This is a genomic window from Microbacterium sp. USHLN186 (assembly GCF_037145155.1).
In the GTDB taxonomy this organism is placed as follows: Bacteria; Actinomycetota; Actinomycetes; order Actinomycetales; family Microbacteriaceae; genus Microbacterium.
Genome location: NZ_JBBCYA010000002.1, coordinates 371581 through 392095 on the forward strand (window position 1 = coordinate 371581; position 20515 = coordinate 392095).

Sequence of the window (20515 nt, forward strand, 5' to 3'; positions counted from 1 at the left end):
GGTGCGGTGTCATAGTCTGTGATCGTGCCTGTACTGAGCGAACGGAGTGAGTCGAAGTGAATTCTCGGATCGCCGTCGTCCCCGGATCCTTCGACCCGCCAACGCTCGGGCATCTCGACGTGATCGCCCGTGCGGCGCGACTCTACGACGAGCTGCACGTGCTCGTGGTGCACAACCCCGGCAAAGAGGCGATGCTGCCGATCGCGCAGCGGATGAACCTCCTCGAGCAGTCGATCGCTGAGGCGGGCCTCGAGGGCCACATCATCGTCGGGTCGTGGAGCATGGGCCTGCTCGTCGACTACGCCCGCGACGTCGACGCCGGTGTGCTCGTCAAGGGCATCCGCTCGCAGGTCGACGTCGCCTACGAGTCCCCCATGGCGATCGTGAACCGGCATCTCGCCGACATCGAGACGGTCTTCCTCCTTCCCGATCCCGCTCACGCGCTGGTCTCCAGCTCTCTGGTGCGTCAGGTCGCCGCACTCGGCGGCGACGTGTCGCCGTTCGTGCCACCTGTGGTCGCGTCGTTCCTCGACACCGGGGCGCGCGGGCTCTAGCCGTTCAGCCCCCGTCCATCTGACGACGGGTAGCATGGCGGGGTGAAATCCCGAGTGAACGGTCCTTTCTTCCTGCCCGTCCGCGACATCGTCCGCAAGCCGGGGGAGATGCGCGAACACCGCTTCGAGGTGACCCTTCCCGAGAAATGGGGTGAGGGCATCGTCGCCGTGGAAGCCGGTGAGACGCTCGACATCGACGTGCGCCTGGAATCGGTGCACGAGGGCATCCTCGCGTCCGGAACCGCCGATTCCCAGTACACCGGGGTGTGCGGTCGCTGCCTCACCGACATCACTGCGCCTGTCGAAGTCGAGTTCCAGGAGCTTTTCGCGTATCCTGGTGAGGAAGAAACTGACTTCGAGGTTCAAGACGACCACGTGGATCTTGAAACTCTGGTCAGGGATGCGATCGTGTTGTCGCTTCCATTTCAGCCGGTGTGTCAGCCGGACTGCCCGGGCCTCGACCCGACAACGGGTGAGAAGCTGACCGAGAGCGCCGGCGCAGAGAGCCCCGCTCCCATCGATCCACGGTGGAGCGCGCTCCGACACATCACAGACCAGGACGGTGCGGCAGAGAGCCGTGCCGCCGAGAAAGAAGAGAGCTGATCATGGCTGGTAACCCCCCGAAGCGCAAGGTCTCCCGTTCGAACACCCGCTCGCGTCGCGCGCAGTGGAAGGCCGAGGCTCCCGCGCTGGTCAAGACCGTCGAGAACGGCAAGGTCGTCTACAGCCGCCCGCACCAGGCGAAGGTCGTCACCGACTCGCAGGGCACCGAGCTGTTCCTCGAGTACAAGGGCCGCAAGGTCGCTGACATCTGATCGGATCGCCATGTCCGAGATCCTCGCGCAGCGGGCCTCGCTGGCGCAGAGACTCGGCGTCGCGATCGATCCCGAGCTGCTGGAGCAGGCTCTCACGCATCGCTCCTACGCGTACGAGCACGGCGGCATCCCGAACAACGAGCGTCTCGAGTTCCTCGGGGACTCGGTGCTCGGGCTCGCGGTGACCGTCATGCTCTTCACGACGCACCCCGACCTCGACGAGGGTCAGCTGGCGAAACGGCGCGCAAGCGTCGTCTCGACGGTCGCCCTCGCCGAGGTCGCTCGCGGTATCGGGCTCGGCCAGTACCTGCGCCTGGGCCGGGGCGAGGAGCAGACCGGCGGTCGCGACAAGGACTCGATCCTCGCCGACACCATGGAGGCAGTCTTCGGCGCCGCGTTCCTCTCGGCGGGGCCCGATGCCGCCACCGATCTGGTGCTGCGACTGACCGCACCGCTGCTCGATGACCCCGAGCGCTACGGCGCCGCGATGGATCCGAAGACGAGCCTGCAGGAGCTGGCGGCGCGCCTCGGCGCGGCGCCGCCGGTCTACTCGATCCAGTCCGCCGGCCCCGACCACAATCGCGTCTTCACCGCCACGGTCCGCGTGGGCGAGCTGGACACCACCGGCGTCGGCACCAGCAAGAAGACCGCCGAGATGGCCGCCGCGCTGACCGCGTGGCGCCTGCTCAACGTGCGGAGCTGAGTGCGGGGTGCCCGAACTTCCCGAAGTCGAGGTGGTCCGCCACGGACTCGCGCCGGCTGTCACCGATGCCCGCATCCTCGCTGTCGACGTGCTCGATGAACGCGCGCTGACCCGCCATCCCCGCGGCGCGGCCGACTTCGTCTCGCGACTGGAGGGCCGTGACCTGCGCGCGGCGGCGCGTCGCGGCAAGTTCCTCTGGCTGCCGTTGAGCGATGAAGAATCGACGGCGCCCGAGGCGCTGGTCGCGCACCTGGGGATGAGCGGGCAGATACTGCTGCGCGCACCGGATGCCGCATCGGAACGCCACGAACGCATCCGGATGCACATCGAGCATCCCCGGCACGGTGCCCTCGCGATTGTCTTCGCCGATCAGCGCACCTTCGGCTCTCTGGCCGTCGACCCGCTCCTGCCCACACCGGACGACGCGGCGGGTGGCTACGGCGCACCCGACCCGCTGGTGCCTTCGCAGGTCGCGCACATCGCGCGCGATCCTCTCGACCCGGCGTTCCAAGACCAGGCCTTCGTCGACGCGGTGCGCCGTCGCAGCAGCGCGATCAAGCGAATCCTGCTCGACCAGACGCTCGTCAGCGGTATCGGCAACATCTACGCCGATGAGTCGCTGTGGGCGGCCCGCATCCACCCCGAGACGCACGGCACCGCGGTATCCGTGTCGGCGCTGCGAAGGCTGCTCGCCGAAGTGCGTCTCGTTCTCGAGAAGGCGCTGGCGGAGGGCGGGACGAGCTTCGACGCGCAGTACGTCAACGTCAACGGGCAGGCCGGGTACTTCGCTCATTCCCTGAACGCCTACGGCCGGGGCGGGCAGCCCTGCCCGCGCTGTGGCACACCCATCCGTCGTGAGGCGTTCATGAACCGGTCGAGCCACTACTGCCCGCGCTGCCAGCGGAAGCGCTGATGATGCAGGGCGCGGAGATGGATCTGCGATGGCTGAGCGCGCCGGCGCCCGACGTCGCGGCGGCGATCGACCGGGCTCGCCGCGATGCGCGTCCGCGCTGGATGCCGACGGTGCGCCGGCTGATCGTGCACGTGAACCACTGCCTGATGCTGTGGTACCTCTGCATCGTCTGGTTCACGCTCGGCGTGCGGATAGACACGCTTCAGGACAACCGGGTCACCGCGGTCGATGTGCGCGACATCGTGGTCCTGACCGTCGTCTTCCTGATCTGGTGCAGTGGCGCCGTTCTGCTGTGGCGCTGGTCGAAGCTGCCGCCGTCGCGGCGCTCGCGCATGGCAAGCTGGCGTCAGACCCTGACTGCGCTCGCCAACGGCTTCGAGCCCGATTCCACTCGCGCAGCGCGGTTCCGATCCCTGATCACGACGGGTGCTGCGGCGACGTACTTCCATCCCCGATTCGTCGCGCAGAACGTCGAGTTCGGCCAGCTCAGAACGAAGCGCGCCGCCAGCGACGACTGGCAGTATCTGATGCTCCGGCTGCCCGCACCCGTCCCGCACCTGATCCTCGGCTCCGCGAAGGCGGGTGGCATCTCGAAGCAGCTCCCCGTGCACCTGGAGCAGGGGCAGCGGATCTCGCTGGAGGGTGATTTCGACCGGCACTTCCACCTCTTCGCGCCCGCCGACTACGGCACCGACGCTCTGTACCTGCTCGCGCCCGATGTGATGTCTGCGCTCCTCGACCATGCCGCGTCCTTCAACATCGAGATGGTCGACGACACCGTGGTCTTCTTCGCTCCGGGCGCGGCCGAGTTCACGAGCGCCGAGACATGGCAGGACTTCGGCGGACTCCTCAGCGGCGCCGTCCCGGTGGTGTTGCGCGCCGCAGCCCGCTACCGCGACGACCGGGTCACCGGGCAGGGAGAACCCACCGCCGTCAGCGCGTTCCGGGCCGTGATGGCAGACCCCACTGTCACCTGGGTGGAACCGGAACGGCGGATCGACGCGGCGGGACGGCGTCTGAGGATGCGCGACCGCCGCGTGGGACCGTGGTCCCTCTTCGGAGCCATCGGCTGGTACGCCACGCTGGCCTTCCTGTATGTCGTGCCCGGGCTGTTCGCCTTCGCGGGATTCATGTCGATCATCGACGGCCGCTGAGGATCATCACTCCAGTCGCTTCTGCCAGGCGCCCGCGTACGAGACCGGGGTGAAGCCCATCGCCTCGTTGATGTCGAGCATCGGACGGTTCTCCTCGGCGTTGAATGTGCTGATGCGCGGGGAATGCGGGGCGATCGCTCGCCAGCGCAGCACGTTCGCGCACTTCACGATCTGTCCCAGCCGGTGCCCGCGGTGCTCCTTCAATACGAGCGTGCAGTACTGGTGGGTGACGCCGGACGGATCCGCCCCGATGGCGAGTTCGTTGAACGCCGCGAGGGTTCCGGTGGGCACGTGCTCGACGGCCGCCACGGAAACGGTCTGGCCGCCGTCGACGAAACGCGCGTCCCGGCGCGCGATCCGTTCGGCGTCCCAGACCTCCTCGTCGATCTCGAGGTCGCCGCTGGGCGCATCCGTCGACATGCGCGAGAGGGCCCAGGCGTAGCCGTCGCGCAGCTCGGGCGGTGTTGGCAGAGTCCACTCGACCACGCGATAGTCGTCGCCGGCGGCGGCGAGGGCTTCGGCCAGCATCCGCTCGACCGGCGCGTCGTCGGCGTGCAGGTCGAGGGCGCTGTTGCGCTCGGCCTGCTCGAGGGTGAATCCCCGCTCGAGCAGCAGCTGCGCGTGCGGGGTCGGTGACACGCGACCCCATCCCGTGCGCGGCACGAGCGCCGGGTCCCCGGCATCCGCACGGTGCAGCGTCCACGTCTGCAGCACCTTGCGACCGAGCGCGCGCGCATGCGCCTCCGCGGCGTCCAGCAGCGCATTCTCGACGCCGCGACCCCAGTCGGGCGGCAGCACCATGAGATCGAACTCGGCGCTGCTGGGCTCGGCGGTGGCGTGACTGACGGTGACCGCGCCGATGATGCGCGACCCCTCGCGTGCGAGCAGGGTCAGATGCTTCTCGTCGACGCCGTCCTGCAGATGCGGCAGCAGCTCCTCGGGCGTGCGGGCGAAGTCCTCTAGGCCTGTGTCGCTCAGGCAGACGGCGTTGTTGAGGGCGACGAGCGTCAGGAAGTCCGCGGCCGCCTCGTCGTCCAGGGTCGCCGGCACGGTCATCTCGCTGATCGTGAACGACGGCGACGGCGACGGCGTCGAGGCCGGGGTCGACCGAGGTGCGAGGGTGGGGTTCATAGAAGGTCCTTCCGCCAGGCGCCCTCATGGGCGACGGGGGTGAAGCCGAGGGCTTCGTTGATCGAGAGCATGGGTCGGTTGTCCTCCGCGTTGTAGGTGACCACACGCGGGGAGTGCGGATACCGGCGCCGCCACGACTGCAGCGCGGCGGTCTTCACGAGAGTGCCCAGACGGTGCCCGCGGTGCTCTGCGAGCACGAGGGTGTCCTGCTGGTCGCCCTTGGCTGTGTCGTCGTCGCCGAACATCGCCAGCTCGGTGAACGCCACCAGCCGTCGTGTGGCGATGTGCTCGGCGGCGGTCACCAGCACGGCCGCGCCGCGCCGGAGATAGCGCTCATCATGACGGCGCACGCGCTCGGCATCCCAGACCTCCACCGGCATACCCAGCTGCCCGTCGGGGACATCCGTCGACATGCGTGACTTCAGCCATGCGTAGTCGTCGAGGTGCTCGGGCGGGGTGGGAAGCATCCACTGCACGGTGCGGTATTCGGCGGCGTGGCGCAGAGCCGCGTCGTGCAGTGCGGAGATGCGCTGGTCGGCTGCTGCATCGAGGGCGAGCTCACTCGCACGTTCGACCTGCTCGAGCCGGAAGCCGTGCCGATCCAGGAAACGTGCGGCGTGATCCCGCGGCACTGCGCCGACGCCCGTGGGAGACCGGAGCATCTGGGTGCCGTCGTCGCCGTGATGCTCCTCCCAGCACAGCATCCGCTGCGCGCCCGCCGCCCTGGCATGCTCTTCGAGCACGTTCAGCACGGCGCTGCCGATCCCGCGGCTCCAGTGCTCGCGCAGCAGGGCGATGGTGCCGGTCGCGATGGTGTCGCCGTCATCCTGGGGAATGTTCAGCGGCGCACAGCCGATCAGCTCGCCCCCGCGTTCGATGTACCACTGCCGGCGCACCACGTCCGCATCGCTGCGGAGCAGAGGCAGCAGGGACTCGGCAGGCACGACGTCGTCGTCGCGGCCGGTGACCTGGCGGATGACGGTGTTGCGCACCTCGGCGTAGCGCCGCACCAGCGGGGTGGGCCCTGCGTCCGCTCGGGCCGGAAGCTCGAGCGGACGCAGGGTGGCGCCGTTCGGAAGAGTGACGATGGTCATCGGATCCTCACAGCATGTGACGCTGCAGGCCCCACGCCAGCAGCGCCATCGCTTCGCTCTCACGAAGCGGACGACGGTCGAACTCGGGGGTGCGGGGCGCGGCACTCTCGCGGATCCGGATGCTGCGCTGCAGAAGCCAGAGCCCGAATCGGAAGCCGAGCCGGTCGGCGAGGCCGAGTCGACGCAGTTCGTCGTGGTCGGGGATGCTGAGGATCTGACGACCCTCGGTATCCGGCGGGTGGATGGTGGTGTGCTGTCGATCGTCGGACAGCAGAACGGTGCTCACGATGGTGTGCGCTTTCTGTGATGGTGGCTGGGCGCGGTCGCCATGGACGGCGACGCCGGTGCCCGGGAACGCAGCGTTCCACGACGGGCGGTCGAGGCTCAGCTCGGCCGGAGTCAGGACGCTGACGGGCGGAGCCCGCGAGGCGGGCGGCTGTGCGAGTGACAGCGAGGACGATCATCGATCCGACGCCGCGAAGGCGTCTGAGAGATCGGGAGAGGCGGTGCGGTTCTAGCCGAGAGAACGGGCGAAGGTCACCGGAGCGGCGCCATTCGGGGCGCAGACGGGCGACACTGGGAACCAGGCGTCGAGCTTCGTGATCATCATCGGTGACCTCCTCTCTTGTGATCGAGCAGTCACGCTAGCGGTATTTCGTCGCCGGCGTCAAGAACTTTCTTCCCCGTGCGGCGTGTCGCCTGCCGGCAACCACCCGCGACACCGCGCGGGATCCGAGCGCACGGTCGGCATTCCGGTAGCGTCTGAACCGTGAAGTCCCCGATCCCGAAGGCGCGCTCATGCACTTGAAGAGCCTGACGCTGAAAGGCTTCAAGTCGTTCGCGCAGCCGACTTCCTTCGTCTTCGAGCCCGGCGTCACCTGCATCGTCGGACCGAACGGATCGGGCAAGTCGAACGTCGTCGACGCACTCGCCTGGGTGATGGGCGAGCAGGGCGCGAAGACACTGCGCGGCGGCAAGATGGAGGACGTCATCTTCGCCGGCACGTCCACTCGCGGACCGCTGGGACGCGCGGAGGTGCAGCTGACGATCGACAACAGCGACGGCGCGCTGCCGATCGAGTACGCCGAGGTGACGATCAGCCGCACCCTGTTCCGCAACGGTTCCAGCGAGTACGCGATCAACGGCTCCGGATGTCGCCTGCTCGACGTGCAGGAGCTGCTGAGCGATTCCGGGCTGGGCCGTGAGATGCACGTCATCGTCGGTCAGGGACGACTCGACACCGTGCTGCAGGCCTCGCCAGAGGAGCGCCGTGGCTTCATCGAGGAGGCCGCCGGCATCCTCAAGCACCGTCGCCGCAAAGAGAAGACGGTGCGCAAGCTCGACGCGATGGAGACCAACCTCACGCGGTTGAGCGACCTGGCAGGCGAGATCCGTCGCCAGCTCAAGCCGCTGGGCCGGCAGGCCGAGATCGCGCGGGAAGCGCAGACCATCGCCGCGGTGGTGCGCGACGCCAAGGCACGCCTGTTCGCCGACGACGTCGTCGCGCTGCGCTCGGCGCTGGCCGATCACACCCGCACCGAGCACGAGCGGCACACCGAGCGTCTGGTGCTCTCGGAGCAGGCCGAGACGGTGCGCGCCGGCATCCAGCGTCTGGAACAGCAGCAGAACTCCGCGGCGGTCGATCGGGCGCGTGGCATCGCGTTCGGCCTCGAGCAGGCGCAGGACCGCATGCGCAGCCTCTTCACCCTCGCCAACCAGCGTCTCGCGCTGCTGGGTGCCGACGACGACGATGCGGTCACGGCGATCACCGTGACGCAGGATGTCATCGATGAGGCGAAGGACGAGATCACTCGCATCTCAGACGGTCTGCGCGACGCGCAGGATGCAGCGGTGGCCGCGAGCCGCGAGGTGGTGAGCGCGCGCGCCGAGCTCGACGCCCTCGACGTCGACATCGCCGAGCAGAGCGCGCTGGTGTCGCAGTACGACATGCGCCTCAGCGCGCTGCGCGGCACCGCGGATGCCGCGGCATCCGCCCTGGCCGCCGTCCGCGGCGCGGTGCTGCGACAGGAGCAGGCTCTGGAAGCGGCGCACCAGCGCCGCCGCGAGGCCGCGCAGGCGCTGGAGGACATCGACGACGCCCATGCTCTGGAGGGATCGTCAGCGGAATTCGCGGCCGCGTACGAGGAGGCGCAGCGCACGCTGACGGCTGCGGAGGGCGAACGCGATGCCCTGCGCGAGCGACTGCACGCAGCCGAGCGCGAAGCGGATGCCATGACGGCGAAGGCGGCGGCGCTGAGCAGCGCGCTCTCGCTCACCGGGGGAGCGGCCGAGATCGTGGCATCCGGTGCGGAGGGGGTGCGCGGGCTCGTCGGCGACGCCGTGCATGTGCGCGCGGGATACGAAGCGGCGGTCGCTGCGGTGCTCGGCCCCCTCGCCGAGGGCGTGCTCGTCGACTCCGCCGAGCACGGATTCACGCTGCTCGGGGTGAGCACCGGGGCGCTGGTCGATCTCGTCGTCGCCGAGGGCACGGTCAGCGCGTTGCCCATCACCGGCGAAGTCGCCGGCACCGTGCCCGCGAGCGAGGTCGTCGACGCACCGCACGGTGTGCGCGCCCTGCTCGCCCACGTGCTCATCGCCGACGATCTGGATCGTGCTCGCGCCGCTCGTCGTCAGCTCGACGGCACGGGCGACGACCGGCTGACCGTGGTCACCCGCGACGGCGAGGTGATCACGGCTCACACGATGCGCGCCGGGTCGGGTGAGGCGTCCCGCCTCGAGCTCGCCGCCGAACGCGACGCCGCCGCCGATCGGCTCGCCGAGGTGCGTGTCGTCGTCGACCCCCTGCGTGAGGCGCGGGTCGATGCCGCCGACCGCGTCGAAGACGCCCGACGCGCGGCCAAGGACGCGCTGCACGCGCTGCGTGAGCACGACGCCGCCCTCGCCGGTCATGCGGAGCAGTTGAACCGGGTCACCGTGCAGCACGAGGCGGCGGTCGCAGAGTGCGAACGTCTCGAGTCTGGGCTTGCACAGGCGCAGACAGCGGTCGCGGATGCCGAGCGCGCGGCGGCCGCGGCGAAGGACGAGCTCGCTGCGGCGGAGCAGGAGCCGCGACCGGTGCTCGATGCATCCGCCCGCGACGGCCTGCTGGAGACGCTGGAGCGGGCGCGGGAGGGCGAGATGCGTGCTCGCCTCGAGATCGAGACGCTGCGCGAACGGATCCGCGCCGCGCAGGCGCGGGTGGCGACGCTCGAGCGGCAGCGCGAGCAGGAGCGCACGGCCGCAGCCGAAGCGGCGCGGCGCGCCGTGATCCGTCGCGGCCAGCGCGCAGCGGCGTCCGCCGTGGTGGCGGAGCTGCCGCGGGTGCTCGACTCGCTGGATCGCTCGGTGAGCGAAGCGCGGCTCGCGCTGGCGTCCGCCGAGGCGGAGCGGGCCGCGCACAACGAGGAGCTGGTCGCCCTGCGCCGTCAGGAGAGCTTATTGCGGGATCGGCTCTCGGGGCTGACCGAGAGCGTGCACGGACTCGAGCTGCAGATCCACGAGAAGAAGCTGCACCTGACGAGCCTGCTGGATCGGGTGGCATCCGAGCTCGCCTTGGAAGAAGACATTCTCGTTGCGGAATACGGACCCGACCAGCTTGTTCCCCGAGACCCGCAGGATGACCGGCCGATCGACGAGGGTGAGGATGCCGAGAACGGTATTCCCTTCGACCGGCGCATTCAGGAGCGGCGTCTGAAGGACGCGGAGCGCAAGCTCGTGCAGCTGGGAAGGGTGAACCCGCTCGCGCTGGAGGAGTTCGCGGCACTCGAGCAGCGCCATGCCTTCCTCACCGAACAGCTCGCCGACCTCACCAAGACGCGGCAGGATCTGCTGACGATCATCGCCGAACTCGACGAGCGCATGCAGACGATCTTCGCCGCGGCCTTCGAGGACACCCGGCAGGCGTTCGGCGAAGTGTTCCCGCTGCTGTTTCCCGGGGGATCGGGCAGCATCTCCCTGACCAACCCCGACGACATGCTCACCACCGGCATCGAGGTGGCGGTGCGCCCGGTCGGCAAGAAGATCGAGCGGCTCTCGCTTCTCTCCGGCGGTGAGCGCTCCCTCGCGGCCGTGGCGCTGCTGGTCGCGATCTTCAAGGCGCGGCCAAGCCCCTTCTACATCCTCGACGAGGTGGAGGCTGCGCTCGACGACGCGAACCTCGGTCGCCTGCTGACGGTGTTCGAGCAGCTGCGCGAGAACTCCCAGCTGCTCGTGATCACCCACCAGAAGCGCACGATGGAGATCGCGGATGCCCTGTACGGCGTCTCGATGCGCCAGGACGGCGTATCCGCGGTGGTCGGTCAGCGCGTGGGTGACCGCGCGGCGGCATCCGCCTGACGCCTGCCCGGGCTGAAGGCGTGATCGGAGGAAGGAAATCCTTTCAGCGACGGACGCATGCGGGCCGCAGCATCCTTCACCCGCGCTTTCTCCTTCCCTCGATCAATCCGTCGTGGATCTCGACAGGCGACGCGGGCTCTTCCCGTCATCGTAGGCTGGAGTCATGGCGGAGAAGTCCTGGTCCCTCGGTCGCGCGCTGCGCGGCATGTTCGTCAAGCCCACCATCGATGAGACGACGTGGGAGGACCTCGAGACGGCGCTCATCACCGCGGACTTCGGTCCAGACATCACCGAGCAGCTGCTCGACGAACTGCGTGCGAAGGTCGACCGCTACCGCACCACCGACCCGCGCGACCTGCAGCGCATGCTGCGCGAGACGCTGGAAGAGCGCTTCGCCAAGTTCGACACCACACTGAAGCTCACCGAGCGTCCTGCGGTCGTGCTCGTGGTCGGGGTGAACGGCGTCGGAAAGACCACCACGATCGGCAAGTTCACCAAGTTCCTCCGCGGCTACGAGCGCAGCGTCGTGGTCGGCGCCGCCGACACGTTCCGCGCGGCGGCCGTCGAGCAGCTCGCGACCTGGGCACAGCGCGGGGGAGCGGCCATCGTCCGCCCGCAGCAGGAGGGCCAGGATCCGGCCTCCGTCGCGTTCCAGACGGTGGAGTTCGCGAAGAACCAGGGCATCGAGATCGCCATCATCGACACCGCCGGGCGCCTGCACACCAAGAGCGGCCTCATGGACGAGCTCTCGAAGGTGCGCCGCGTGATCGAGAAGCAGGCGCCGATCAGCGAGGTGCTGCTCGTGCTGGACGCCACCACGGGTCAGAACGGCGTCATGCAGGCGGAGTCGTTCCTGCAGCACGCGGGCGTGACCGGCCTCGTCATCACGAAGCTCGACGGCTCGGCGAAGGGCGGCTTCGTCCTCGCCGTGCAGGAGCGCACGGGCATCCCCGTCAAGCTGCTCGGCCAGGGCGAGGGGATCGATGATCTCACCGGTTTCACGCCGCACGTGTTCGTCTCGTCGCTCGTCGGCGCCTAGGACTACCGCCCGAGCGGAGAGGCTGGTTTCATAGCGATATGGCGATCGAACACGACTACTTCGGGGTGCTGTCCTCGGGTCCCGACGGCGCCATCTTCTGGACCGAGCGAATCGATTTCGGCGACCAGTCGGTCACCGTCGATCTGACCGCTCCCGATCAGGACGACGTCTCGCTTGCCGCACTGGACGTGGCAGCCGCGCTCATCGCCGGCCTGGAGGAGCTGGATGCCACCGTGCGCGGCGCCATGCTCACCGAGGTCGATGACCGCACGAGCGAGGTGACGGAGTACATCCTGCACCAGCAGGAGTCGCTCGGCGACGAGCTCGAGGACGTGCTGGTGGATGTCAGCGGCGACGCCGCCGTGGACATCATCCGCTCGCTGCGTCTGTCGAGCATGACGATCCTCGCCGATGAGCACGGCGGCTCGGACCCGTTCGCCGTGCTCGAGTACACGCTCGACGCCGAAATCGATGACGAGGTGCTGCTGGTCAACCTCGCCTCCGACGGATCCGTGCAGTCCGTCACCAGCGGCGACTGACTGCACGAAGCCGCACGCAGCCGCTCAGACCGCTCAGACCGCCTGAGCGAAGCCGAGCTCGGCGCTCTCGGCGATGTGCGACAGATGCGGCGGGATCTCGCGTCCCTTCGACACCATCGACTGCGCCCAGAGCCGCCCGGCCCGGTACGACGAGCGCACCAGCGGACCGGCGAGCACGCCGAGGAAGCCGATCCGCTCGGCCTCCGTCTTGAACTCGACGAATTCCGCGGGCTTCACCCAGCGGGCGACCGGCAGATGGCGCGGCGTGGGGCGCAGGTACTGGGTGATGGTGATGATGTCGCATCCGGCATCCCGCAGATCCTGCAGCGCCTGGACGACCTCCTCGGGCTCCTCGCCCATGCCGAGGATGAGGTTGGACTTCGTGATGAGTCCGGCCTCGTGCCCTTGGGTGATCACGCTCAGCGAGCGCTCATACGTGAACGCGGGCCGGATGCGCTTGAAGATGCGCGGCACGGTCTCGACATTGTGCGCGAACACCTCAGGCCGTGCGTCGAAGATCCGCCCCAGGAATGCCGGGTCGGCGTTGTGCTCGTTGGCGAGCAGCTCCACGCCGGTGTTCGGGTTCAGCGCATGGATCTGCCGCACGGTCTCGGCGTTCAGCCACGCGCCGGTGTCGGGCAGGTCGTCGCGCGCGACGCTGGTCACCGTGGCGTAGCGCAGTCCCATCCGCTGGACACTCTCGGCCACCCGGCGTGGCTCGTCGATGTCGTAGTCGTCGGGCTTGCCGGTGTCGATCTGGCAGAAGTCGCAGCGGCGCGTGCACTGCGATCCACCGATGAGAAAGGTCGCCTCGCGATCCTCCCAGCACTCGAAGATGTTCGGGCAGCCGGCCTCCTGGCAGACGGTGTGCAGGTCCTCGGTCTTGACCAGCGACTGCAGGGCCGTGTACTCCGGGCCCATCTTCGCCTTGGTCTTGATCCACTCCGGCTTGCGCTCGATGGGAGTCTCGGCGTTGCGCACTTCCAGACGCAGCAGCCGGCGCCCCTCCGGACGTGCCGCGCTCACGCGGCGACCTCCGTCGCGTACTCCGCGGCGAATGCGTTTGCCACCTGCTGCACCACGTCCGTCGGCGTGATGTGGGAGCCGGTCACCTCGCTCAGGGTGGTGACGCCGGCATCCGTGATGCCGCAGGGCACGATGCCGCGGAACCCGGCCAGCGTGTTGTCGCAGTTGAGGGCGAAGCCGTGCATCGTGACGCCCTTCTGCACGCGCACGCCGATCGCGGCGACCTTGTCCTCACCCAGCGGACGCCGCACCCAGACACCGCTGCGTCCCTCGACGCGGTAGCCGTCGACGCCGAGGGGCCGCAGCACCTCGATCAGCAGTCCCTCCAGCCGGCGCACGTGCGCGACGACATCCATCGGCTCGGGCAGGCGCACGAGGGGATACCCGACGAGCTGTCCGGGGCCGTGCCACGTGATCTTGCCGCCGCGGTCGACGTCGACCACCGGCGTGCCATCCTGCGGGCGCTCGTGACGTGCAGTGCGTGCCCCGGCGGTGTACACCGGCTCGTGCTCGAGCAGCAGCAGAGTGTCCGGGCGCGCGCCGGCAACGATGTCGCGGTGGATGCTGCGCTGCAGCTCCCACCCCTCGAGGTACGGCACGTAGTCGGGGGCGAGACCACGGATCTGGATGTCGAGCATCAGCGTATTCTCCGATTGTTGGATGGTGTCCAAGAACTATCGCACCACACTCTACGCCGCTACGCGTGCGCTGACGTAGGCGCGGCCACGGTCGCGACTACGCTGATCGGTATGGACACCGTCCCCCGTGCCGGCCGACCGCGGGCCTCGTCGCGCGAGACGCTCGCCGAAGCTGCGTGCGAGCTCTTCCTCGAGCAGGGCTACGACGCGACGTCCATCGTGGACATCACCCGCCGTGCCGGAGTGAGCCGGTCGAGCTTCTTCAACTACTTCTCGTCGAAGAGCGATGTGCTGTGGTCCAACTTCGACGCACGTGTCGACGCCGCCCTGATCGCGCTGGCCCGGTTGGGCACGGATGCCGACGGTCCAGCCGTGCAGCAGGCGCTGCGGCCCATGCTGCAGGGCTTCGCGCCCGACCCACTCGCGCTCGCGCTGCGCAACGCCGCGGCGATGGGTGTGGAGGGCGAGCTGCTGCGCGACACCGGGCTGCGCCACGCGCGAATCGCCTCGGCCATTGCGGCGACCGCGCGCAGCGCCGGGGTGGACGAGGTGCGCGCGGTCATCCTCGGCGCCGCGCTGGCCACCGCGGTGCTCTCATCGCTGCGGGTGTGGGCTGAGCACGGCGCCGGACAGGCTTCGCTCGAGACGCAGTTCGACGAGGCCCTGCGCAGCATCCACGATCTGCCCTGGGGGTGAGCGGAAAGCGGTGCCGGCTCGCGTCGCCGAGGGAGGCCGGAGGATTGCGAGCGCTCGCGTAGAATCAGAGGCACCATGGCTACCTTTGGCACGCTCTCCGATCGGCTCACCGAGACCTTCCGCAATCTGCGCACGAAGGGAAAGCTGACCCCCGCCGACGTCGACGGCACAGTACGGGAGATCCGACGCGCTCTCCTCGACGCCGACGTCGCTCTCGTCGTCGTCAAGGACTTCACCGCCAAGGTGCGTGAACGCGCGCTCGGCGACGAGGTCAACCGCGCGCTGAACCCCGCTCAGCAGGTGGTGCAGATCGTCAACGAGGAGCTCGTCGCGATCCTCGGTGGCGAGCAGCGCCGCCTGGAGTTCGCCAAGAACCCGCCGACGGTGATCATGCTCGCGGGCCTTCAGGGTTCGGGAAAGACGACCTTCGCCGGCAAGCTGGCCAAGCAGCTCGAGGGCGAGGGGCACACGCCGCTGCTCGTCGCCGCCGACCTGCAGCGCCCCAACGCGGTGAACCAGCTGCAGGTCGTGGCCGAGCGGGCGGGAGCGACGATCTTCGCGCCGGAGCCTGGCAACGGGGTCGGCGACCCGATCCGCGTCTCGAAGGACGGCGTGGAGTACGCCCGCCGCCACCAGCACGATGTCGTCATCATCGACACCGCGGGACGCCTGGGCGTGGACGCGGAGCTGATGAAGCAGGCATCCGACATCCGGCGCGCCACCAGCCCCGACGAGGTGCTGTTCGTCATCGACGCGATGATCGGCCAGGATGCGGTGAACACCGCGAAGGCCTTCCAGGAGGGCGTCGACTTCACGGGCGTCGTGCTGTCCAAGCTGGACGGCGACGCGCGCGGTGGCGCGGCGCTCTCGGTGGCATCCGTCACCGGCCGCCCGATCATCTTCGCCTCGACGGGGGAGAACCTCGAGGACCTCGAGCCGTTCCACCCCGACCGCATGGCGAGCCGCATCCTCGACCTCGGCGACATCCTCACTCTCATCGAACAGGCGCAGCTGGCCTTCGACGAGGAAGAGGCGATGAAGGTCGCCGAGAAGCTCGCGAACGAGGCCTTCACGCTCGAGGACTTCCTCGAGCAGCTTCAGCAGATGAAGAAGATGGGCTCGATGAAGAAGATGCTCGGCATGCTGCCGGGCATGGGCCAGATGAAGCAGCAGCTCGAGGACTTCGACGAGCGCGAGATCGACCGCACCGAGGCGATCATCCGCTCGATGACCCCCGGCGAGCGACGCAACCCGAAGGTGCTCAACGGCTCGCGACGTCTGCGCATCGCGAAGGGATCGGGCATGACGGTCACCGACGTCAACCAGCTCGTGCAGCGCTTCGAGCAGGCAGCGAAGATGATGAAGACCGTCGCGCGCGGCGGCACCCCGAACATTCCCGGCATGGGCCCGATGGGCAAGCCAGGCGCCTCCAGCAAGCGGGGCAAGAAGGGGGCGAAGGGCAAGGGCGGCGGCTCGCGGTCGGGCAATCCGGCCAAGCGCGCGGCGGAGAACGCCGGCCTCACCACCGCGAATGCGAACCCGACCGGCAGCGGCTTCGGGCTGGGCGGACAGAAGGCGCCCAGCGAGGCGGATCTCGCCGAGATCCAGAAGCTGTTCGGCAAGAGCTGATCAGTCAGCGCCGGATGAGCTCGTCCGCGCGGGTCTCCCCGGCGTGCGGCGTGGATGGATCACTGGTCCGCTGAGCGAAGATCTGACCGGCGATGAGCGCGGTCAAGACCAGCACCAGGCCGACGACCTGCATCGGTGTGAAAGTCTCCCCGGCCACGAGCGCGCCGAGCGCCGTGGCGACGACGGGCGAGAGAAGGGCGAGCAGACCTGGAGCGGCCACCGGCAGCTGCTGGATGCCGCGGAACCAGAGCGTGTAGGCGATGAGACCGCCGGCCGTGCCCAGCCAGATGTAGCCGACGACGGCTCCGGCGTCGACGGTCGTCGGTGCGCCCTCGAGGAGCAGCGTGAGCGGGAGGAGGAAGAGCCCGCCCGCGGTCAACTGCCAGCCCGCGTAGGCGATCGGGCCGACGCCACTCGGCCGGCCCCACCGCTTGGTGAGGATGATGCCGAACGCGGTGGCCGTGATGCCACCGAGCGCGGCGAGGATGCCGATCAGGTCGAGTTCGGCGGCCGGGCCGAGCACGACCAGTGCCACACCGCCGGTACCGGCCACCGCCGCGGCCGCCGTGAGCGGACGGATGCGTTCCTTGAGGATGAGCGACCCGAGTCCGAGGATGATGAGCGGCTGCACGCCTGCGACGGCGGCCGCGACGCCCCCGGGAAGGCGCTCGGCGGCGAGGAACAGCAGCGCGAAGAAAGCGCCGATGTTGAGGATGCCGAGGACCGCCGCCTTGCCCCACCATGCCCCGCGGGGGAGCGTGCGGCCGATCGCGATCGCGAGTAAGCCGGCTGGGAGCGCGCGCAGGAGACCGGCGAGCAGTGGATGCCCCGCGGGCAGGAGTTCCGTGGTGACCAGGTACGTGGTGCCCCAGGCCATCGGGGCGAGGGCGGTGAGGAGCAGCAGGGTCGGCCGGTTCATGGTTTCAGCGTGCTCCTGTCTTGGTCATGAGTCCAACGCATACTTTGCTTCATAGGCATGAACTGGGATCATGAATCCATGGACCTGCAGCAGATGCGCTATGTCGTCGAGGTCGCCGACACCGGCAGTTTCACGCGCGCGGCTGCACGCTGCTTCGTCACCCAGTCCGCACTGAGCCATCAGATCGCCGCGCTCGAACGAGAACTTGGACAGACGCTGTTCACCCGCACCAGCAGGAGCGTGCGTCTGACCGAGGCGGGTGAAGCCTTCTTGCGGCAGGCGCGGATCGTCGTGTCCGCGGCGGATGCGGCGAAGGAGGATGCCGCGGCGGCGGCGGGGCGAGTGATCGGCACGCTGCGCGTCGGCGTCATCCCGACGGTCGCCGCCATCGACGTGCCGGCGCTGATCGCACGTTTCCGCGCCGTGCACCCTGCCGTTCGGGTCGAGCTGACGGTCGGGAACAGCGACGCGCTCATTGCCGCCGTCCGCCGGGGCGAACTCGACGTCGCGCTCCTGGGGCTCCGCGCCGAGATCGTCCCCGGCGGCGTCGGCTTGCGCGTGCTCGCCCAGGAGCGGCTCGTCGTCGCCGTGCCACCGGGTCATGAGCTGTCCGGACGAGAAAGCATCCGCCTTCACGATCTCGCGGGCGCCGTATTCGCGGACTTCCCGGCGGGGACGTCCGGACGGGCGCAGGGCGACGCGGCGTTCGCGGCATCCGGTCTGGGTCGCGATGTCGCCTTCGAAGCGGACTCCGCGGAACTGATGCTCGGACTCGTTGCCGCGGGACTCGCGGTCACGCTGCTGTCGCCGGGTGTCGTCATCCGATCGCGGGCGGACGTCGTCCCCGTCGAGGTCTTGGACGGTCCACTCCGGGTGGAGTACGCCGCGTGGGACGCGCGGGCGCCGCGCGCGGTCGCGCGGGCGTTCCTCGCCGTGATCGAAGCGCTCCTTCCCGAGAGTGAATGACGAAAGGCGGGCCCGGAGAGAATTCTCCGGGCCCGCCTGGTCACGAGGCCATCACCTCACGTCGGCGTCGACCCAGTCCATTGACTTCGAGACCGCCTTGCGCCATAGACGCAGCTGACGGTCGCGCTCCTCGGCGTCCATGCTCGGCTCCCAGCGCTTGTCCTCCTGCCAGTTGGCCGACAGGTCGTCGAGCCCGTTCCAGAAGCCCACGGCGAGACCCGCAGCGTACGCCGCGCCCAGTGCCGTGGTCTCGGCCACCACGGGACGGACCACCGGCACACCCAGCACATCCGCCTGGAACTGCATCAGCGCGTCGTTGGCGACCATCCCGCCGTCCACCTTCAGCTCCGACAGGTCCACGCCGGCATCGGCGTTCACCGCGTCGAGCACATCGCGGGTCTGGAACGCGACGGCCTCGAGGGCGGCGCGCGCGATGTGGTTGCGGTTCGAGTAGCGCGTCAGGCCGACGATCGCGCCGCGGGCGTCCGGACGCCAGTACGGCGCGAACAGGCCCGAGAACGCCGGGACGATGTAGACGCCGCCGTTGTCGTCGACCTGACGGGCCAGGTCCTCGACCTCGGGTGCGGTGCTGATGATGCCCAGCTGGTCGCGCAGCCACTGGATCAGCGATCCGGTGACGGCGATCGAGCCCTCCAGCGCGTAGTGGGTCGGCCCGTCGCCGAGCTTGTACCCGACGGTGGTGAGCAGGCCGTTCTTGGAGTGCACGATCTCCTCACCGGTGTTGAAGATGAGGAAGCAGCCCGTTCCGTAGGTGTTCTTGCTCTCGCCGGTGTCGAACGCGGCCTGACCGAACGTCGCCGCCTGCTGGTCGCCGAGGATGCCGGCGATCGGGGTCTCGCGCAGCAGCGACGAGCTCTCGGCGGTGCCGTAGACCTCCGACGACGAGCGGATCTCGGGCATCATCGAGCGGGGCACGCCGAACACCTCGAGGATGTCATCGCGCCACTCGAGCGTCTCGAGGTCCATGAAGAGCGTCCGCGAGGCGTTGGTCACGTCGGTGGCGTGCACGCCGCCGTCGGTTCCGCCGGTGAGGTTCCAGAGCACCCAGCAGTCGGTCGTGCCGAACATGAGGTCGCCGGCTTCGGCCTTCTCGCGTGCACCCTCGACGTTCTCGAGGATCCAGGCGATCTTGGTGCCGGAGAAGTAGGTCGCCAACGGCAGCCCCACGATCGGCTTGAAGCGCTCGACGCCGCCGTCCTCGGCCAGCCGGTCCACGATCTCCTGAGTGCGGGTGTCCTGCCAGACGATCGCGTTGTACACCGGCTTGCCGGTGGTGCGATCCCACACCACCGCCGTCTCCCGCTGGTTGGTGATGCCCACGGCGGCGATGTCGTGGCGGGTCAGGTCGGCGCGGCTGAGAGCCAGACCGATCACCTCCTGCACGTTGCGCCAGATCTCCGTCGCGTCGTGCTCGACCCACCCCGCCTTGGGCAGGATCTGCTCGTGCTCCTTCTGGCCGGTGGCGATGATGCTGCCCTTGCGGTCGAAGATGATGGCGCGACTGGAGGTCGTTCCCTGGTCGATGGCGATGATGTATTCAGCCATTGTGTTTCTCCTTTGAAATGCGGGTCAGGGTTCAGGCGAGGTTCAGCAGGACGGGCGCGAGGAGAGCGGCGATCGCCGCACCGATGAACGGGCCGACGACCGGCACCCACGAGTACGACCAGTCGCTGGATCCCTTGCCATGGATCGGCAGGATGGCGTGCGCGATGCGGGGCCCGAGGTCACGCGCCGGGTTGATGGCGTACCCGGTCGGTCCACCGAGCGACGCGCCGATGCCGACGACGAGCAGGGCGACCGGCAGCGCGGTCAGCGGGCCGAGGCCTCCCGGGGTGCCGATCTGGATGTCGCCGTAGTCCGCGAAGGCGAAGATCACGAACATCAGCACGAACGTGCCGATGATCTCGGTGACGAGGTTCCACCCGTAGGAGCGGATCGCGGGGCCGGTCGAGAACACGCCCAGCTTGTTGGCCGGGTCCTCCTCGGCGTCGAAGTGCTGCTTGTAGGCGAGCCACACGAGGACCGCGCCGACGATCGCGCCGAGCAGTTCCGCCGCGGTCGCCACCAGGAAGGCGACGAAGGTGATCTTGCCCGCCAGCAGCAGGCCGAGCCCGACCGCGGGGTTGATCAGGGCACCCGAGTAGGCCGATGCCAGCACACCGGCGAACACGGCCAGGCCCCACCCCCAGTTGACCATGAGGAAACCGCCGCCGAAGCCCTTGTTCTTGGCGAGAGCGACGTTGGCCACCACGCCGCAACCGAGCAGGATCAGCATCGCTGTGCCGACGAACTCGGAGAGGAAATACAGGCCGAGGTTGATATCTGGCATGTCGTCATTGACCT

20 protein-coding genes are annotated in these 20515 nt (G+C 69.0%); 12 read left to right on the forward strand and 8 right to left on the reverse strand.

What is annotated here, in order from left to right; genetic code table 11:
• Positions 1–56: 56 nt before the first annotated feature.
• From coaD to WFG93_RS05840, 6 genes are read left to right on the forward strand one after another with little or no spacing between them, the layout of a single operon-like run.
• Positions 57–554: a pantetheine-phosphate adenylyltransferase gene (gene coaD, locus WFG93_RS05815; protein WP_336645377.1), complete on the forward strand. Its 498-nt coding sequence runs from the start codon at positions 57–59 to the stop codon at positions 552–554.
• A 54-nt stretch (positions 555–608) separates the two neighbouring features.
• Positions 609–1157: a YceD family protein gene (locus WFG93_RS05820; protein ID WP_336645705.1), complete on the forward strand. Its 549-nt coding sequence runs from the start codon at positions 609–611 to the stop codon at positions 1155–1157.
• A gap of 2 nt (positions 1158–1159) precedes the next feature.
• A complete protein-coding gene (rpmF, locus tag WFG93_RS05825; protein WP_040165203.1) occupies positions 1160–1369 on the forward strand; it encodes a 50S ribosomal protein L32 in 210 nt (69 codons plus the stop codon).
• Between the two features lie 10 nt (positions 1370–1379).
• Entirely contained in the window at positions 1380–2072 is a 693-nt protein-coding gene (rnc, locus tag WFG93_RS05830) for a ribonuclease III (protein WP_336645378.1), read from the forward strand.
• A 7-nt stretch (positions 2073–2079) separates the two neighbouring features.
• The gene (mutM, locus tag WFG93_RS05835; protein ID WP_336645379.1) at positions 2080–2985 is read left to right on the forward strand and encodes a bifunctional DNA-formamidopyrimidine glycosylase/DNA-(apurinic or apyrimidinic site) lyase; all 906 of its coding nucleotides are present in this window, start codon (positions 2080–2082) and stop codon (positions 2983–2985) included.
• Positions 2985–4139: a hypothetical protein gene (locus tag WFG93_RS05840; RefSeq protein WP_336645380.1), complete on the forward strand. Its 1155-nt coding sequence runs from the start codon at positions 2985–2987 to the stop codon at positions 4137–4139. The genes mutM and WFG93_RS05840 overlap by 1 nt, the downstream gene beginning before the upstream one ends.
• A 6-nt stretch (positions 4140–4145) precedes the next feature.
• Here the strand turns inward: WFG93_RS05840 and WFG93_RS05845 are convergent, their stop codons facing one another.
• Genes WFG93_RS05845 through WFG93_RS05855 form a run of 3 tightly spaced genes read right to left on the reverse strand, consistent with a single transcriptional unit; the run spans position 4146 to position 6650 of the window.
• Positions 4146–5270, reverse strand: a complete 1125-nt coding sequence (locus tag WFG93_RS05845; RefSeq protein WP_336645381.1) for a GNAT family N-acetyltransferase — start codon at positions 5268–5270, stop codon at positions 4146–4148.
• Entirely contained in the window at positions 5267–6364 is a 1098-nt protein-coding gene (locus WFG93_RS05850) for a GNAT family N-acetyltransferase (RefSeq protein WP_336645382.1), read from the reverse strand. The genes WFG93_RS05845 and WFG93_RS05850 overlap by 4 nt, the downstream gene beginning before the upstream one ends.
• Before the next feature lie 7 nt (positions 6365–6371).
• Positions 6372–6650: a hypothetical protein gene (locus WFG93_RS05855; RefSeq protein ID WP_336645383.1), complete on the reverse strand. Its 279-nt coding sequence runs from the start codon at positions 6648–6650 to the stop codon at positions 6372–6374.
• A 512-nt stretch (positions 6651–7162) separates the two neighbouring features.
• On the opposite strand from WFG93_RS05855, the gene smc reads away from it, so the two are divergent.
• The 3 genes from smc to WFG93_RS05870 all read left to right on the forward strand — a co-directional run bounded on the left by smc (position 7163) and on the right by WFG93_RS05870 (position 12277).
• On the forward strand, positions 7163–10699 hold the full coding sequence (gene smc / locus WFG93_RS05860) for a chromosome segregation protein SMC (protein ID WP_336645384.1): 3537 nt from the start codon (positions 7163–7165) through the stop codon (positions 10697–10699).
• Between the two features lie 163 nt (positions 10700–10862).
• A complete protein-coding gene (gene ftsY, locus WFG93_RS05865) occupies positions 10863–11738 on the forward strand; it encodes a signal recognition particle-docking protein FtsY (RefSeq protein WP_336645385.1) in 876 nt (291 codons plus the stop codon).
• Between the two features lie 38 nt (positions 11739–11776).
• Positions 11777–12277, forward strand: a complete 501-nt coding sequence (locus WFG93_RS05870) for a DUF2004 domain-containing protein (protein ID WP_336645386.1) — start codon at positions 11777–11779, stop codon at positions 12275–12277.
• A 33-nt stretch (positions 12278–12310) separates the two neighbouring features.
• Here WFG93_RS05870 and lipA read toward each other — a convergent pair whose 3' ends face one another.
• Entirely contained in the window at positions 12311–13303 is a 993-nt protein-coding gene (lipA, locus tag WFG93_RS05875) for a lipoyl synthase (RefSeq protein ID WP_336645387.1), read from the reverse strand.
• Positions 13300–13941, reverse strand: a complete 642-nt coding sequence (gene lipB / locus WFG93_RS05880) for a lipoyl(octanoyl) transferase LipB (protein ID WP_336645388.1) — start codon at positions 13939–13941, stop codon at positions 13300–13302. Before lipB ends, lipA begins: the two co-directional genes overlap by 4 nt.
• Before the next feature lie 111 nt (positions 13942–14052).
• Here lipB and WFG93_RS05885 point away from each other — a divergent pair, with 111 nt between their 5' ends.
• On the forward strand, positions 14053–14637 hold the full coding sequence (locus WFG93_RS05885) for a TetR/AcrR family transcriptional regulator (protein ID WP_336645389.1): 585 nt from the start codon (positions 14053–14055) through the stop codon (positions 14635–14637).
• Positions 14638–14712: 75 nt separating this feature from the next.
• Positions 14713–16266, forward strand: coding sequence for a signal recognition particle protein (gene ffh, locus WFG93_RS05890; protein WP_336645390.1), 1554 nt, complete (start codon positions 14713–14715; stop codon positions 16264–16266).
• 4 nt (positions 16267–16270) lie between these two features.
• On the opposite strand, the gene WFG93_RS05895 is transcribed toward ffh, so the two are convergent.
• The gene (locus tag WFG93_RS05895) at positions 16271–17185 is read right to left on the reverse strand and encodes an EamA family transporter (RefSeq protein ID WP_336645391.1); all 915 of its coding nucleotides are present in this window, start codon (positions 17183–17185) and stop codon (positions 16271–16273) included.
• 78 nt (positions 17186–17263) lie between these two features.
• On the opposite strand from WFG93_RS05895, the gene WFG93_RS05900 reads away from it, so the two are divergent.
• Positions 17264–18151, forward strand: a complete 888-nt coding sequence (locus tag WFG93_RS05900; RefSeq protein ID WP_336645392.1) for a LysR family transcriptional regulator — start codon at positions 17264–17266, stop codon at positions 18149–18151.
• Positions 18152–18202: 51 nt separating this feature from the next.
• On the opposite strand, the gene glpK is transcribed toward WFG93_RS05900, so the two are convergent.
• Together glpK and WFG93_RS05910 are read right to left on the reverse strand one after the other, a co-directional pair.
• A complete protein-coding gene (glpK, locus tag WFG93_RS05905; RefSeq protein WP_336645393.1) occupies positions 18203–19717 on the reverse strand; it encodes a glycerol kinase GlpK in 1515 nt (504 codons plus the stop codon).
• A gap of 31 nt (positions 19718–19748) precedes the next feature.
• The gene (locus WFG93_RS05910) at positions 19749–20501 is read right to left on the reverse strand and encodes an MIP/aquaporin family protein (protein WP_336645394.1); all 753 of its coding nucleotides are present in this window, start codon (positions 20499–20501) and stop codon (positions 19749–19751) included.
• Between the last annotated feature and the right edge of the window lie 14 nt (positions 20502–20515).

Coding starts and splice junctions, on each gene's coding strand:
- WFG93_RS05840 (WP_336645380.1), top strand. CDS start 2,985: ATGATGCAGGGCGCGGAGATGGATCTGCGATGGCTGAGCGCGCCGGCG.
- WFG93_RS05885 (WP_336645389.1), top strand. CDS start 14,053: ATGGACACCGTCCCCCGTGCCGGCCGACCGCGGGCCTCGTCGCGCGAG.
- lipB (WP_336645388.1), bottom strand. CDS start 13,941: ATGCTCGACATCCAGATCCGTGGTCTCGCCCCCGACTACGTGCCGTAC.
- WFG93_RS05850 (WP_336645382.1), bottom strand. CDS start 6,364: ATGACCATCGTCACTCTTCCGAACGGCGCCACCCTGCGTCCGCTCGAG.
- WFG93_RS05900 (WP_336645392.1), top strand. CDS start 17,264: ATGGACCTGCAGCAGATGCGCTATGTCGTCGAGGTCGCCGACACCGGC.
- rpmF (WP_040165203.1), top strand. CDS start 1,160: ATGGCTGGTAACCCCCCGAAGCGCAAGGTCTCCCGTTCGAACACCCGC.
- WFG93_RS05870 (WP_336645386.1), top strand. CDS start 11,777: ATGGCGATCGAACACGACTACTTCGGGGTGCTGTCCTCGGGTCCCGAC.
- WFG93_RS05845 (WP_336645381.1), bottom strand. CDS start 5,270: ATGAACCCCACCCTCGCACCTCGGTCGACCCCGGCCTCGACGCCGTCG.
- WFG93_RS05895 (WP_336645391.1), bottom strand. CDS start 17,185: ATGAACCGGCCGACCCTGCTGCTCCTCACCGCCCTCGCCCCGATGGCC.
- smc (WP_336645384.1), top strand. CDS start 7,163: ATGCACTTGAAGAGCCTGACGCTGAAAGGCTTCAAGTCGTTCGCGCAG.
- ffh (WP_336645390.1), top strand. CDS start 14,713: ATGGCTACCTTTGGCACGCTCTCCGATCGGCTCACCGAGACCTTCCGC.
- WFG93_RS05910 (WP_336645394.1), bottom strand. CDS start 20,501: ATGCCAGATATCAACCTCGGCCTGTATTTCCTCTCCGAGTTCGTCGGC.
- ftsY (WP_336645385.1), top strand. CDS start 10,863: ATGGCGGAGAAGTCCTGGTCCCTCGGTCGCGCGCTGCGCGGCATGTTC.
- glpK (WP_336645393.1), bottom strand. CDS start 19,717: ATGGCTGAATACATCATCGCCATCGACCAGGGAACGACCTCCAGTCGC.
- rnc (WP_336645378.1), top strand. CDS start 1,380: ATGTCCGAGATCCTCGCGCAGCGGGCCTCGCTGGCGCAGAGACTCGGC.